Source organism: Flavobacterium orientale, assembly GCF_014638005.1.
Taxonomy (GTDB): Bacteria; Bacteroidota; Bacteroidia; order Flavobacteriales; family Flavobacteriaceae; genus Flavobacterium; species Flavobacterium orientale.
The window spans coordinates 119,418-133,914 of sequence record NZ_BMFG01000001.1 but is presented as its reverse complement, the minus strand read 5'-3'; the positions used below and the strand labels follow the sequence as shown (position 1 = coordinate 133,914).

Annotated in this window: 16 protein-coding genes; 8 read left to right on the top strand and 8 right to left on the bottom strand. The window is 33.4% G+C overall.

Going from position 1 to position 14,497, the window contains the following annotated elements:
* The first annotated feature begins 1 nt into the window (after window position 1).
* The 5 genes from IEV15_RS00650 (at window position 2) to groL (ending at window position 4,033) form a co-directional block, all read left to right on the top strand.
* A complete protein-coding gene (locus IEV15_RS00650) occupies window positions 2–508 on the top strand; it encodes an LptE family protein (protein WP_188360564.1) in 507 nt (168 codons plus the stop codon).
* A 68-nt stretch (window positions 509–576) separates the two neighbouring features.
* Window positions 577–1,575, top strand: coding sequence for a tetratricopeptide repeat protein (locus IEV15_RS00645; RefSeq protein WP_188360563.1), 999 nt, complete (start codon window positions 577–579; stop codon window positions 1,573–1,575).
* Window positions 1,576–1,577: 2 nt separating this feature from the next.
* On the top strand, window positions 1,578–1,931 hold the full coding sequence (gene secG, locus IEV15_RS00640) for a preprotein translocase subunit SecG (RefSeq protein ID WP_188360562.1): 354 nt from the start codon (window positions 1,578–1,580) through the stop codon (window positions 1,929–1,931).
* A gap of 145 nt (window positions 1,932–2,076) precedes the next feature.
* Window positions 2,077–2,352, top strand: a complete 276-nt coding sequence (locus tag IEV15_RS00635) for a co-chaperone GroES (RefSeq protein WP_188360561.1) — start codon at window positions 2,077–2,079, stop codon at window positions 2,350–2,352.
* Between the two features lie 49 nt (window positions 2,353–2,401).
* The gene (gene groL, locus IEV15_RS00630) at window positions 2,402–4,033 is read left to right on the top strand and encodes a chaperonin GroEL (protein ID WP_188360560.1); all 1,632 of its coding nucleotides are present in this window, start codon (window positions 2,402–2,404) and stop codon (window positions 4,031–4,033) included.
* 73 nt (window positions 4,034–4,106) lie between these two features.
* Here groL and IEV15_RS00625 read toward each other — a convergent pair whose 3' ends face one another.
* The 8 genes from IEV15_RS00625 to xrtF are packed head-to-tail and all read right to left on the bottom strand — an operon-like array spanning window position 4,107 to window position 11,227.
* The gene (locus IEV15_RS00625; protein ID WP_229734065.1) at window positions 4,107–4,853 is read right to left on the bottom strand and encodes a DUF2490 domain-containing protein; all 747 of its coding nucleotides are present in this window, start codon (window positions 4,851–4,853) and stop codon (window positions 4,107–4,109) included.
* A gap of 19 nt (window positions 4,854–4,872) precedes the next feature.
* On the bottom strand, window positions 4,873–5,217 hold the full coding sequence (locus IEV15_RS00620) for a heavy-metal-associated domain-containing protein (protein WP_188360558.1): 345 nt from the start codon (window positions 5,215–5,217) through the stop codon (window positions 4,873–4,875).
* A gap of 36 nt (window positions 5,218–5,253) precedes the next feature.
* On the bottom strand, window positions 5,254–7,488 hold the full coding sequence (locus IEV15_RS00615) for a TonB-dependent receptor (RefSeq protein WP_188360557.1): 2,235 nt from the start codon (window positions 7,486–7,488) through the stop codon (window positions 5,254–5,256).
* Between the two features lie 60 nt (window positions 7,489–7,548).
* The gene (locus IEV15_RS00610) at window positions 7,549–7,965 is read right to left on the bottom strand and encodes an HYC_CC_PP family protein (protein WP_188360556.1); all 417 of its coding nucleotides are present in this window, start codon (window positions 7,963–7,965) and stop codon (window positions 7,549–7,551) included.
* A gap of 54 nt (window positions 7,966–8,019) precedes the next feature.
* Entirely contained in the window at window positions 8,020–9,375 is a 1,356-nt protein-coding gene (locus tag IEV15_RS00605) for an MBL fold metallo-hydrolase (protein WP_188360555.1), read from the bottom strand.
* A gap of 6 nt (window positions 9,376–9,381) precedes the next feature.
* Complete coding sequence (locus IEV15_RS00600; RefSeq protein ID WP_188360554.1) at window positions 9,382–10,212, bottom strand: ATP cone domain-containing protein; 831 nt, start codon at window positions 10,210–10,212, stop codon at window positions 9,382–9,384.
* A gap of 33 nt (window positions 10,213–10,245) precedes the next feature.
* Window positions 10,246–10,695 (bottom strand): exosortase F system-associated membrane protein, encoded by a 450-nt coding sequence (locus tag IEV15_RS00595; RefSeq protein ID WP_188360553.1) that lies wholly within the window; start codon window positions 10,693–10,695, stop codon window positions 10,246–10,248.
* Window positions 10,670–11,227, bottom strand: coding sequence for an exosortase family protein XrtF (xrtF, locus tag IEV15_RS00590; protein WP_188360552.1), 558 nt, complete (start codon window positions 11,225–11,227; stop codon window positions 10,670–10,672). The genes IEV15_RS00595 and xrtF overlap by 26 nt, the downstream gene beginning before the upstream one ends.
* Window positions 11,228–11,298: 71 nt before the next feature.
* On the opposite strand from xrtF, the gene IEV15_RS00585 reads away from it, so the two are divergent.
* The 3 genes from IEV15_RS00585 to IEV15_RS00575 all read left to right on the top strand — a co-directional run bounded on the left by IEV15_RS00585 (window position 11,299) and on the right by IEV15_RS00575 (window position 14,446).
* Window positions 11,299–11,754, top strand: coding sequence for an XrtF-associated fRMsr-like GAF protein (locus IEV15_RS00585; protein ID WP_188360551.1), 456 nt, complete (start codon window positions 11,299–11,301; stop codon window positions 11,752–11,754).
* Between the two features lie 94 nt (window positions 11,755–11,848).
* On the top strand, window positions 11,849–12,118 hold the full coding sequence (rpsO, locus tag IEV15_RS00580; RefSeq protein ID WP_112086130.1) for a 30S ribosomal protein S15: 270 nt from the start codon (window positions 11,849–11,851) through the stop codon (window positions 12,116–12,118).
* A gap of 165 nt (window positions 12,119–12,283) precedes the next feature.
* Window positions 12,284–14,446, top strand: a complete 2,163-nt coding sequence (locus IEV15_RS00575; protein ID WP_188360550.1) for a polyribonucleotide nucleotidyltransferase — start codon at window positions 12,284–12,286, stop codon at window positions 14,444–14,446.
* Window positions 14,447–14,497 lie beyond the last annotated feature (51 nt).

Genomic DNA, 14,497 nt, shown 5'->3' with positions numbered 1-14,497 from the left:
CATGAAAAAAATAATCAAATACGGTCTATTTCTAATAGCAATTATCTCAATAAACAGTTGTAAATATTACAACTTCACAGGAACAGGAAAAATTGATGCAGAAACATTTCAGGTAAATTATTTTCAAAATAATGCCGAATTAATTGAGCCGGGAATAGAAAGAGATTTTACGCTAGCATTGCAAGATTTAATTCAAAATCAAACGAACTTAAACCTTACTACATCGGGAGGTGATTTAATTTATGAAGGTGAAATTACTTCCTTTAGAATTTCGCCAATGACTGCAACAGCCGACCAGCGTGCTGCTCAAAACCGAGTAACAATGAATGTTAGAGTAAAATTTACCAACACAAAAAAAGAAGAAGACGATTTTGATAAAACCTTTTCTTTTTTTTATGATTATCCTGCCAATCAACAATTAATTGGAACCACGCTTCAAGCAGCAAAAGACGAATTGTTTGAGAGGATTACACAAGATATTTTCAATGCTTCTTTGGCTAAATGGTAAATCATTTTAATTTTTTATTCAATTTTGTTAAAAAAAACTATCTTTGTTTGTAAGCTAAATACATCACTTTGAATCTATCTGAATACACATATCTACTTAACAATCCTAATGCTATAAATGAAAAACAAGCAAAAGCATTAGAGGCTGTATTAGATAACTTTCCCTATTTTCAGAGTGCCAGAGCCTTATATTTAAAAGGACTTTACAACCAAGATAGTTACAAATATAATTTCGCATTAAAACATACAGCAGCTCATACCTCAGACAGAAGTGTACTTTTTGATTTTATTACTTCTGACGAATTCACCATTATTGAAAAAGACATCTACGAGCGAAAATTAGCTGAATTACAAGATATAATTGTTAATGATAGTGAACTCCTAGTTGCATCTGAAAATTCAATTCAAAAAGAAGAAGTTAAAAAAATCATTGAAGTTGAAATTGAAAATGTTGAAATCAGTACAGAAGACACCTTTTCAGAAGACTTAGCTATAATTCCTGAAGAAACAGAAGAGTTTGAAGCGTTTGAAGAAAAAAGTATTTCTAATGAAGTAGAATTAGAAATTATTGAAGACCGAAACACACCAGCTGCAACTCATTCAGAAGCAATTGAAATTGAAGACAAACTGGAAATTGGAAAACCAATTGCATTTTCTCAAAATGAAAAGCATTCGTTTGAAGAATGGCTTCAAATCACAAAAATACAACCTATTAACAGGACAGAAAGTTGTGCTTTGAGCATAAAACCAACAACGGAAGCAACTCCTGAGATAAAAAAAGAATCCAATTCTAAAAAGAAAAAAATAGAATTAATAGATAAATTTATAGAATCAAACCCAAAAATTACGCCCGCAAAAGATGTCGTTGAAAAAGCCACAATTGCTGTAGAATCAAGTGAAAATACGCAGTTGATGACTGAAACTTTGGCACGTGTTTATTTGGAACAAAAAAAATATCAAAAGGCAATTCAAGCCTATGAAATATTAATTTTGAAATATCCAGAAAAAAGTATTTTCTTTGCAGACCGAATTAAGGACATAAAAATTTTACAACAAAATAATCAATAACAATGAGTTTCTCAATTTTCTTATTTTTAATAACAGTAGTTTGTGTTTTACTTATCATAGTAATTATGGTTCAAAATCCTAAAGGTGGCGGTTTATCTTCTTCGTTTGGTGGAACACAACAATTAGGTGGCGTTCAAAAAACTACAGACTTTTTAGATAAAAGTACTTGGACACTTGGTATCGTATTAATAGTTTTAATTTTATTATCAAGTTTAAGTGATTTTGGTCAAACAAATAACATTACAATTGACAAAGGTGCCGCAACTCCTGTTGCTGCTCCGGTTCAACAACCTTTGACTCCAGCTGCAACTCCTACTCCGGCTGAAGGTGAAGCAAGTTCTGAAACAAATCAATAATTAAAAATTATACAAATATCTAATCCCGAATTTTTTTCGGGATTTTTTTTTAGTACATACTGAAATAATGTCAGTTCGAAACCTATGGCATAATTTCTGACTATTAGTAAAACAACAAATTTAATTTAATTAAAAAATATATTTTATGTCAGTAAACATTAAACCCCTTTCAGACCGCGTTTTAGTGGAACCGGCTGCGGCCGAAACAACTACAGCCTCAGGAATTATTATTCCTGACACTGCCAAAGAAAAACCACAAAAAGGAATTGTTGTGGCAGTTGGTAATGGAAAAAAAGACCACACTATGACTGTAAAAGTTGGTGACACCGTTTTATATGGAAAATATGCCGGAACCGAATTAAAGTTGGAAGGCAAAGATTACCTTATTATGAGAGAAGATGATATTCTTGCAATCGTATAATAAAATAGAAAGATTAAAAAAAATCAAATAAATTAAATAGTACTATAAAATGGCAAAAGATATAAAATTCGACATTGAAGCTCGCGACGGTTTAAAACGTGGTGTTGATGCATTGGCAAACGCAGTAAAAGTAACTTTAGGACCTAAAGGTCGAAATGTAACAATCAGCAAATCATTTGGTGGACCAACAGTAACCAAAGATGGTGTAACGGTTGCCAAAGAAGTTGAATTGAAAGATCCATTAGAAAATATGGGTGCTCAAATGGTTAAAGAAGTGGCTTCAAAAACCAATGATTTAGCCGGAGACGGAACAACAACTGCAACGGTTCTTGCTCAAGCCATCGTAAAAGAAGGTTTGAAAAACGTAGCGGCCGGAGCAAATCCGATGGATTTAAAAAGAGGAATTGACAAAGCGGTTGAAGCAATTGTTGCTGATTTGGGCAAACAAGCCAAAGAAGTTGGAAGTTCTACTGAAAAAATCAAACAAGTAGCTTCGATTTCTGCTAACAATGATGAAGTAATTGGCGAATTAATCGCAACTGCTTTCGGAAAAGTGGGTAAAGAAGGTGTTATCACTGTTGAAGAAGCAAAAGGAACTGACACCTATGTGGATGTAGTAGAAGGAATGCAATTTGACAGAGGATATTTATCGCCTTACTTTGTAACCAATCCGGAAAAAATGAATGTGGAATTAGAAAATCCATACATTTTATTATATGATAAAAAAGTTTCTTCTTTAAAAGAGTTATTACCGGTTTTAGAACCAGTAGCTCAATCAGGGAAACCACTATTAATTATTGCAGAAGATGTTGATGGAGAAGCTCTTTCAACGTTGGTGGTAAATAAATTACGTGGAGCATTAAAAATTGCTGCTGTAAAAGCACCAGGTTTTGGTGACAGAAGAAAAGCTATGTTGGAAGATATTGCCATCTTAACCGGAGGAACAGTAATTGCAGAAGAAAGTGGTTATACTTTAGAAAACGCAACGTTAGAAATGTTGGGAACTGCAGAAAAAGTTTCAATTGACAAAGACAATACAACTATCGTAAACGGAGCAGGAAATGGTGATTTGATTAAAAATCGTGTTAACCAAATCAAAGCTCAAATGGAAACAACAACTTCTGATTATGACCGTGAGAAATTACAAGAACGTTTGGCTAAATTAGCCGGAGGTGTTGCTGTTCTTTATGTTGGTGCTGCTTCTGAAGTAGAAATGAAAGAGAAAAAAGACAGAGTTGATGATGCTTTACACGCAACAAGAGCAGCTGTTGAAGAAGGAATTGTTGCCGGTGGTGGAGTTGCTTTATTGAGGGCTAAAAACGTTTTAGCTTCTTTAAAAGCAGATAATGCTGATGAAGCAACCGGAATTCAAATTGTTTCTCGTGCGGTTGAATCGCCATTGCGAACCATTGTTGAAAATGCAGGTTTAGAAGGTTCTGTGGTTGTAGCAAAAGTAGCCGAAGGAAAAGGTGATTTTGGATACAATGCAAAAACCGACGAATATGTAGATATGCTAAAAGCCGGAATCATCGATCCGAAAAAAGTGACTCGTGTTGCTTTGGAAAATGCCGCTTCGGTTGCCGGAATGATTTTAACGACTGAATGTGCTTTAGTTGATATTAAAGAAGAAAATGCCGGAGGCGGAATGCCAATGGGAGGCGGAATGCCGGGAATGATGTAATATCTCAGTAATTAGTCTAATCTTAAAATAAAAAATCCGTCATGAAGAAATTCGTGACGGATTTTTGTTTTTATTAAATGCTCAAATTTTGCAAAATTGAAAACGACATTGTATGATTCATGATATCATTGGTTGTACTTGGATTTAAATAATGATTCATATAACCCAATTCAATTCGAGTCTGTTCTTTAAAATGAATACCTAATCCAGTGAAAAATCGGTTTTGATCAAAGAATTTGGAATTAACTTTATTTTGCCCAATATTTAAAAATACTTCTGATTGAATTATTCCATATAAGGTATTATTAGAGTTTTTAAAATCTGTTAAATGAATCAAATTTCTGTTCAAATATCGAAATCTGTTTTGATAATTTGTTGCGATAACTTCTGTGTTTTGATTAACCATTCCCAATCGATCCACAAATCGTTGTTCGACTCTAAATCGATGATTCATTAGGTTCTTATTTTCCTTCCAATTATGGTTGTAAATAAGTTGTTGCCAAATTCTGTTTTCACCAAAATAATCATCAAAAGTTGGACTATAAGTATTTATCAGACCATATCCTAAAGCTAGGTTTAACTTTGAATTGACATGATAAACGCCTCCAATCCTAAATAAATTTTGACGGCTATAATTTAGGTTATCATCAAGTCTAAACTGAGCTTCGACATGAATTCCAACTTTTTCTTGAACCTTAATCTGACCAACGTATGCAAACCAATTGGCTTGATCTTCATTTTTATTTTGAGAATTCATCTCAATAAAACAAGATAAAAAAACACAAAATAGAACACTTTTCGTAATCCAATTAACCCTCATAACCGGTCATTTTAGATTTTTATTCTTTTCTCTCATATAAGCAACATCCATGAAGGTCATTATAAACTTCATCTTTTGCTTTTACTTTATCAGTATCGTGACCCACTTTTGCTACTGCCTCGTGAACTTGATCAATCGAACATTTGGTTTCATCTAAGATTAAATGCAAATCATGATGATCAATATGCCATGTGGCCGATTTAACACCTTTTACAGACAATGCAGCCTTTTCAATACGTTTTTTACACATATCACAATTGCCATTTACTTCGATATCGTATTTAGCATTTTTATTTTTCTTCTCTTGAGCTTGAACTGAAATTCCTAAGAAAGATATCATCAGTAGTAAAATTATTTTTTTCATTTTTAATATTGATATTTTTATTGATTTTTGAGATTGTTATTGAATTTTAAATCGTAATCCGGCATAATACATCGCACCAAAAACCGGAGCATATACCATTGAACTATCAAAATACGCACCAAAAGGATCGTTGCTTCCTAAAATTGCATTTTTTTGTTGGTAATTTCCAAAGTTTTCGGCTCCCACATAGACTTCAAAAGTTCTAGAAAATGTTTTGGTAACCTGTGCATTCATCACCGAAAAAGGATTTGTAAATTCTTTTAATCGATATTCCTCCGGGTTAGTTTGTGTTCGTGGCAAACGTTGTTTTCCCATCCAATTATAGGTAAAATCAAATTTCCATTGTTGCCCGTTATCTTTCACATGTGTTTCATAAGCAATGTTTGTGAAAAAACGATGTTTGGCTTGCAAAGGTCTTTCTACTAAACCAATCGTGTAATCTGTTTGAACATCATAATATTTATAAGCTGTTCTAATGTTGAAATGCGTTGAAAATTCATAACTCAAATCTACTTGCAAACTATTGGCAAACGATTTTCCGTCAAGATTATAAAAAAGTACTTGTTGCGGACTATTATCCACATCAACAATGGCTTGGTTTTGAAAATCGGTTCGATAAAAATCTACTGAAAATTCGGCATCTTTTCCAAACAGCTTAAATCCTTGTAAAAAACTAACGCCATAATTCCATGCAATTTCAGCATCTAATCCGTAAATTTTTCCGTTAGTATCTAAAATTTGAAATTGACGAGATGACGCAAAAAGTTGTTGGTTTTCGGCAAAAATATTAGCACTTCTTTTCCCTCTTCCGGCAGAAACTCTGAAAGTGGTTTTTTCAAAAGGTTTGTAACGCAAATGAGCTCTTGGCGTAATAAAAACTCCTAAACGATTGTGATAATCAATTCGACCGCCTAAAACATAACTCAAATCGTCATCATTGCAATAGGTGTATTCGAAAAAAGTTCCGATGGAATTGTCAATTCTACTAAAATCAGTTGCATTCACTACTTCACTAAATTGATCATAAGTGAAATTAATACCTGTTGCAAATTTGTGTAACGTATTGCTTATAATCGAATTGTAAATCAAATTGGAATAAAAACTACGTTGCGTGATATCATATTCATTTAATCCAAAATACGAATTTTGTTTATGATAATTGAATGCATTTTGAAAACCAAAACTTCGCCATGGAATTTCAGGAGAAACACGACCAATTTTTGAGGAAACATCTAACTTTTCCGTGTTAATTTCTGAACCCCAAAAATTGGTTGTCCCTTTATCTCTATCCGGATCAAAATCTACTTGACCGGTTTGTTTTTCATCATTCATATAACGAAGATTAATAAAACTCACCCAGCCTTTTTCGGCATCGATATATTGCCAACGATTGATCGCATTGATTTGTTTACCTATCGGATTATCTAAAAATCCGTCATCATTCATGTCATTTTTAGAAACTCTTGCATTTCCGTGAAGAAACAAACTAGTTGACCATTTGTCGGATATTTTTCTATTAAAATGCGTATTCAACTCAAAGCGTGAATCGGTTGAACCATAAGCATTCAAGAAAAAAGGGATATCATCATGAGGTTTTATCATTTCATAATTGATTTGACCTGAAATGCTTTCAAAACCATTGGCTACCGAACCTGCTCCTTTGGTAATTTGAATACTTTCTACCCAAGTTCCGGGCACAAAAGAAAGTCCGTAAGCCTGAGAAGCTCCACGAATAGCCGGAATATTTTCTTCTGTCATCAAAATATAAGGACTTGTCAATCCTAACATTCTAATTTGACGACTTCCTGAAACGGCGTCCGAAAAATTCACATCTATTGATGGATTGGTTTCAAAACTTTCAGACAAATTACAACAAGCGGCTTTGAGCAATTCTTTGCTTGTCATAGTTTGTACGTTTGCCGGAGTTAAGTAATTTTTTTGAAGTGATTTTCTAACTTTAGTTAATGTCACCTCATCAAGTGTGGTGTCAAACTCTAAATTTTTAGTCACAAATTTAGGTTCAATGACAGTGACTTTTTCAGTTTTAAAGCCAACATAACTTATAACTAAGACCGTATTTTCTGAAGAATAAGGAATTGAAAAATTCCCTTTTTCGTCTGTAACAGTACCTATTTCTGTATTTTCCCAATAAATATTTACACCGGGAAGTGGTAGATTGTTTTCATAAGTAATTTTACCGCTTATTTTTTCTTGAGAAAAAGAATAAATTGTAGTGAGTAAAAAGATGAAAACGATTATGGTTTTTTGCATGTAAAAAATTTTAAATTAAACAAAGTAATTCACTAAATGTGAGAACTGTTTAATTTAAAATTAGGCGTAAAACACCAATTGAGAATAGAGTTTATATAACGGAGGTGCATTTGAATCACAATAATAATGCAACTCTTCTTTGTTATTTTCTCCTGTAAATTCAGCAAAAACCGGAAGTTGATAGTCTGAAAGAAACGCTACAAAAGAGAAATCAAAGTTGATTTGACTAACAACCATTTCGTCAAAATCGGCTTGAACAGTTTCGTCAGAACAACAACCATCATGATCGGAAAAAGAAGAACTACAACATGATTTTTCATCAGGCTGAGCATCCATTTCACAAGGTTCTTCCAAATTAAAAATGGATGATATTGAAGCAATTTCACCTCCACAATAATGCACATTAAAAGCCAGCCCACTGGTAGCAACCAATAAGTGAATAGCCAAAAACAAGCTCATGGATTTTTTGAAGCTCATGATACAAAAGTACAATTTTTTGAAATAGTCAACAGTAATTTGATGTTAAAACAATTAAACTTCAATAATTTGACCCAATAGTGGCACTTTACAGTCATAATTAAATGTTTCCATTATTTTTAATCGTAAGGCATCGGCAGCTTCATTTTCGCCATGAACCATAAAAATCAATTTGGGTGGAGCTTGTAGTTCTTTCAACCAATTTAGTAAATCATTTTGATCTCCATGAGCAGAAAGTCCTTCAACCAAAACAACTCTTGCGTTTACAGTATAATATTTGCCAAAAAATTTAATTTCTTTATCACCGTCTAAAAGTTTTCTACCACGCGTTCCCTCTGCTTGATAACCTACCAGCATTACTGTGTTCTCTGGTTTATCAATATATCTTTCAAGATAAGATAACACCCTGCCGCCGGTAATCATTCCGCTTGCGGCTATTACAACTTTAGGCTGTTTACTATAAATTGCTGCAATAGAATCTTCAAAGTCAGAAATCATTGTGAACATGCTACACATTTCTTCACACTCGTGAGGATTTAATTTATGCCATTTGAAATTTTCATTAAACACATCAATAACTTTAATTCCCATTGGGGTATCAATAATGTAAGGGATATCGGGAATTCGATTCTGTTTTTTTAACTGCCACAACAAATACATTAACGTTTGAGCTCGTTCTACCGCAAAACTTGGAATAATTAGGTTTCCTCCTTTTGCAACAGTTTCATTGATGATATTTTCTAACTCAAAATAAACATCTGTTTCAGGATGAATTCTATTACCATAGGTACTTTCTAAGAATATAAAATCTCCTGATTTCGGTTTTTGTGGCGGATACATCAAAACATCATCATCTTGACCAATATCACCAGAGAACACAAACTCTTTTCCATCAACATACAACGAAATTGAACAAGCACCTAAAATATGTCCGGCTTGAAAAAAGGAAAAAAAGGCATCTTCTGATAGGCGGATTTGCAGGTCCTTCTCTACCACTCTAAAAAATGAAGTTACTTGCTCTGCATCGGTAACGGTATACAGAGGTTCTGCCGGATTGTGTTTAGAAAAATGCTCCTGATTGGCTTTTGATGCTTCTTCTTCTTGGATTTTGGCACTATCGGCTAAAATTAATTTTGCAATTTGTTTGGTTGGAGCGGTACAAAATATTTTTCCTTTAAATCCATTCTTTACTAATAATGGCAACCAACCACAGTGATCGAGATGACCGTGGGTTAGCAAAACAAAATCTATGGTTGCAGGTGCAACGGCCAAAGGTGTTCTGTTCAGCTCTCGCAAGGCTTTGACACCTTGAAACATCCCGCAATCAACTAAAATTCGCAGTTCATTATGCTCAATAAGTGTTTTTGAGCCTGTTACCGTTCCTGTTCCTCCTAAAAATTGAATTTTCATAGTAATTTATATATGATTACACAATTCGTTTGCTTCCTTAAGTATGTTATTTATTCTATTGGAGCTCAAACCAATTTTAGACAACCAAATTGGTTTTTTAATCAAATCCTTCACCGTTATAATGTCCTGCATTAACAACTTGTCTTTTTCTAATCGTGTTAAAGTTGTCAAACAAGTTACAGGATACATTTGATAACTGTCAATTTTATTTTTTAAACCATTTTCAAACGGATAATCCCAACTTAAAAGATTCAAATCGCAACACAAACCAAATTTGATGGCGTCTTCAGTAAATCGATTATTAGAAATTATCCAGCACTTTTCAATACTTTCATTTTCATTAAAGAGTTGTATTTTTTTGTCTTTTAAATCATTGAAACGAGAAAGAATATACATGGGCACTTTTACATCTGTTTTAGCATCTTGACTGCCATGAAACTTACATTCAATCATTGCAATTTGATTGTTTTGTTTGATCACCACATCAATTTCATGACTAACACATTTTCCTTCTAAAATTAGATTTGTTTTGGTTTGAAAACCTTCAAATTCAAATAGTTTGGCTATGTATTTTTCAAAATAAAAACCAGCAGGTCCTAAATCTTGAATCGCTTTTCTTAAATTGTAACGTGCCGCATGAACATTTGAAAAACTTTTTAAAAGTTGAAAAGCCAATTTATAAATCCTTTTAGTTGGAATACCTTCATACAATGCTTTTTCAATCTCGTACATTACTTGACTGATTATTTTGTCGTTTGCACCTGATTTTAATAAGGAATGTTTAAGTTTTTCCCTGTCAAAACGCACCAACTCACCGGAAAATTTTGTAACTTTCATGTCAAATGAATTTCACTATTAAAGGTATGAAATTTATTCGGAATCAGCGTTTTTTTGAATGTAAAAAGCAGGTATAAATAAGAGTAAAAACAAAGGTTGAATTAGAAATCTTCTAATATAAAACAACAAAAAATTATAACTTTCATCAAAAAACTGTAATATAATAAAAAAGGCTACAATTAATAGAAAAAATAAAAGCAAGTAAAGAATCGTTGCGAATTTTATAAGTTGTATGTCTTTAAAAATCACATATAAAATAAGCAATGAGAGGGATGTATTTAATAGATATCGCAATAATAAATTCCAAAACAACTCAAAAGAATTGTAATCAGGAAATGGCAAATTGAGGTAATCATTTTTAAAATAATTTAAAAATGGATCATAAAACAATACTGTTTCATAATTACGCAAAAGTGCAAAACCAATTACACAAAGCAATAGAATGAAAAATCCTTTTTTATCTTGTTGAAGTTGTTTTAGCATAAACAGAAAATTTATTGACCCAAATTATCCACAATAAAAATACAACGCCATAAATTACTAAAGGGAAAATAACCCCATGAAGAATATGCTCATGTTGTGGATAGTAAAACAATGCGATTGACAACAATGCAATTCTAATTATATTTAAGAGATGAATTAGTAAACAACCGGAAAGTTTAAAAATCATAGTTGTGATTAATTTTCCTTTGAAAGCCAAAACAAAAGCAACAAATAAAATCATAACACTTACTGCATTACATCCTTCAACAACTCGGGCAACATATTTTTGATTTACAAATAGTTTATAAGACGGTTCCGATTCATGTGGTTGAATTTCGCTCGAATGTCCAAAAAAAATAATTGTTTTTTGAGTTTGTGAGGCAACTACCTCCGTAAATCGATCGTTTTCATTTTTAGCCACATCATATTGACTCAAATAATACTGATAAAGAAGTGTCAAAACAGCATAAGTCAAAAAGAATTTAGCCAAAAAAGTCAAAAAGGGTTTGTATTGCGTAAAATAGTTTTTCAATGGATTGATTTTTAACAAAAATATATAAAAATCAGGTTTTTCAATACTTTATATTTGCAAAAAAATAGCTCATGAACTTAGAGAAACTAAAACCGGGAGTGGTTGAAATACTTCAAAAACCGGATATTGAAATAAACGAAAAACTAAAAAATCTTTGTCAATATTTACAAGATAATGTTTCCTACTACAATTGGGTAGGTTATTATTTTGCAAATCACGATAATCAAACCCTGCATCTTGGTCCTTATGTTGGTGCTGAAACCGACCACACAGTTATCCCTTTCGGAAAAGGAATTTGCGGGCAAGTTGCCGTTTCTAATCAGAATTTTGTAGTTCCGGATGTTGCTGCTCAGGATAATTATATTGCATGTAGTATAACTGTAAAATCCGAAATCGTCGTTCCGCTTTTTGTTCGTGGAGAAAACATAGGCCAAATTGACATTGACAGCCATGTCATTGATCCATTTACTGAATCAGACGAACGTTTTTTGGAGTTTGTAAATAAGGAAGTTGCAAAGTTGTATTAGAAAAAACTTGTCCATCTAAAAAATAAAATTACCTTTGCAACCGAATTAGGAAACGCCTATTTCATACATAAAAATCATTTAAAATAATATTGGAATGTATTTAACTAAAGAAACAAAAGCTGAAATCTTCGCGAAACACGGAGGAAAGGCTGAAAACACTGGTTCTACAGAAGGACAAGTTGCCCTTTTTACTTTTAGAATCGCTCACTTAACTGAGCATTTGAAAAAAAATCGTCATGATTACAACACTGAACGTTCATTAGTACTTTTAGTAGGTAAAAGAAGAAGTCTTCTTGACTACTTAAAGAAAAAAGATGTTGTAAAATATCGTGAGTTAATTAAAGAATTAGGAATTAGAAAATAATCAACTAGGGGCTTTGTGCCCCTTTTTGTTTTATATATTTTAAAGTAAAGTTCCCGTTTGCCTTTTGGGTTGGGAATAAAAAAGTTTGGTTTTTCATTGGGTTACACAACAACTACACACAACAACACAACGAAACCTAATAATTAATACCAAATTAGAATTTTTATGATTCCAAATGTAACAAAAGAGGTTATCGATTTAGGAGATGGAAGAACCATTTCAATCGAAACCGGAAAATTAGCGAAACAAGCAGACGGTTCTGTGGTTGTTCGTTTAGGCGATTGTATGCTTTTAGCTACAGCTGTTTCAGCCAGAACAGCAAATCCAAATGTTGATTTTTTACCTTTAACGGTAGATTATCGTGAGAAATTTGCCGCTGCAGGAAGATTTCCGGGTGGTTTTTTCAAAAGAGAAGCCCGTCCGAGTGATAGTGAAGTGTTAACCATGCGTCTTGTTGACCGTGTTTTACGTCCGCTTTTCCCGGATGATTATCACGCAGAAACACAAGTGATGATTCAATTAATGAGTCATGACGAAAATGTGATGCCTGATGCTCTTGCCGGTTTGGCTGCTTCTGCTGCGTTAGCTGTTTCCGATATTCCTTTTTACAACTTAATTTCTGAAGTTCGAGTTGCTCGAGTGGACGGAAAATTCATCATCAACCCAAGCAAAACTCAATTAGAGCAATCAGACATCGATATGATGATTGGTGCTTCTTTGGATTCTGTTGCAATGGTTGAAGGTGAGATGAAAGAAATTTCAGAAAAAGAAATGGTGGAAGCCATTAAATTTGCTCACGAAGCAATTAAAATTCAAATTCATGCTCAATTGCGTTTACAAGAAGCTTTTGGCAAAAAAGAGATTAGAACTTACGAAGGAGAACCTGAAGATGAAGCGGTTTATGCCAAAGTAAAAGCAGCAGCATATGACAAATGTTATGCAATTGCTCAAGCAGCTTCGGGGAAAAGCGAAAGAACTGAAAAATTTGCCTTAGTCAAAGAAGAATGTAAAGCATTATTTACCGAAGAAGAATATGCAGAAAATGCAGATTTAGCCGGTTTAGTTGGAAAATATTACTACAAAACAAATAAAGAAGCTGTTCGTAATGTTATTCTTGAAAAAGGAATTCGTTTAGATGGAAGAAAAACAACTGAAATCAGACCAATATGGTGTGAAATCGATTATTTGCCATCTGTTCACGGTTCATCTTTATTTACACGTGGTGAAACACAAGCTTTAGCTACAGTAACATTAGGAACTTCAAGAGAAGCGAATCAAATTGACTCGCCATCAGAACAAGGTGAAGAAAAATTCTATTTGCATTATAACTTCCCTCCTTTCTCAACCGGTGAAGCAAAACCATTAAGAGGAACATCTAGAAGAGAAGTTGGTCATGGAAACTTGGCTCAACGTGCTTTAAAAAATATGATTCCTGCCGAATGTCCTTACACAATCAGAATTGTTTCTGAAGTTTTAGAATCAAACGGTTCTTCTTCTATGGCAACAGTTTGTGCCGGAACAATGGCTTTGATGGATGCAGGAGTTCAAATGGTAAAACCTGTTTCAGGTATTGCGATGGGATTGATCACAGACGGTCAAAAATTTGCTGTTTTGTCTGATATTTTAGGTGATGAAGATCATTTAGGTGATATGGACTTTAAAGTTACCGGAACAGCAGACGGAATCACCGCTTGTCAAATGGATATCAAAATTGACGGATTGCGTTATGACATCATGGAGCAAGCCTTAGATCAAGCTCGTGAAGGTCGTTTACATATTTTAGGTAAATTGGTTGAAACGATTGCTACTCCAAGACCTGACGTTAAGAAACACGCTCCGAAAATCATCATGCGTACAATTCCTGGTGCTTTCATTGGTGCATTAATCGGACCTGGTGGAAAAGTAATTCAAGAATTACAAAAAGCTACAGGAACAACGATTGTTATTAATGAAGTAGATGAGCAAGGTGTGGTAGAAATTTTAGGAACAGATCCTGATGGAATTGCAGCAGTTTTAGCTAAAATTGATTCGTTACTTTTCAAACCACAAATGGGTGAAGCTTACGAAGTAAAAGTAATCAAAATGTTAGATTTTGGTGCTGTTGTAGAATATACTGCCGCTCCAGGAAACGAAGTTTTATTACACGTTTCAGAATTAGCATGGGAAAGAACTGAAAACGTAACCGATGTAGTAAACATGGGCGATGTTTTCCAAGTGAAATACTTAGGAGTGGATCCAAAAACAAGAAAAGAGAAAGTTTCAAGAAAAGCTCTTTTACCAAGACCTCCAAGAGATGAAAATAATAAAATAACACCAAAACAAGGTTAGTAAATTCATTTATTAATTCACAAAACCCTGACTTCAGTTTTGAACGTCAGG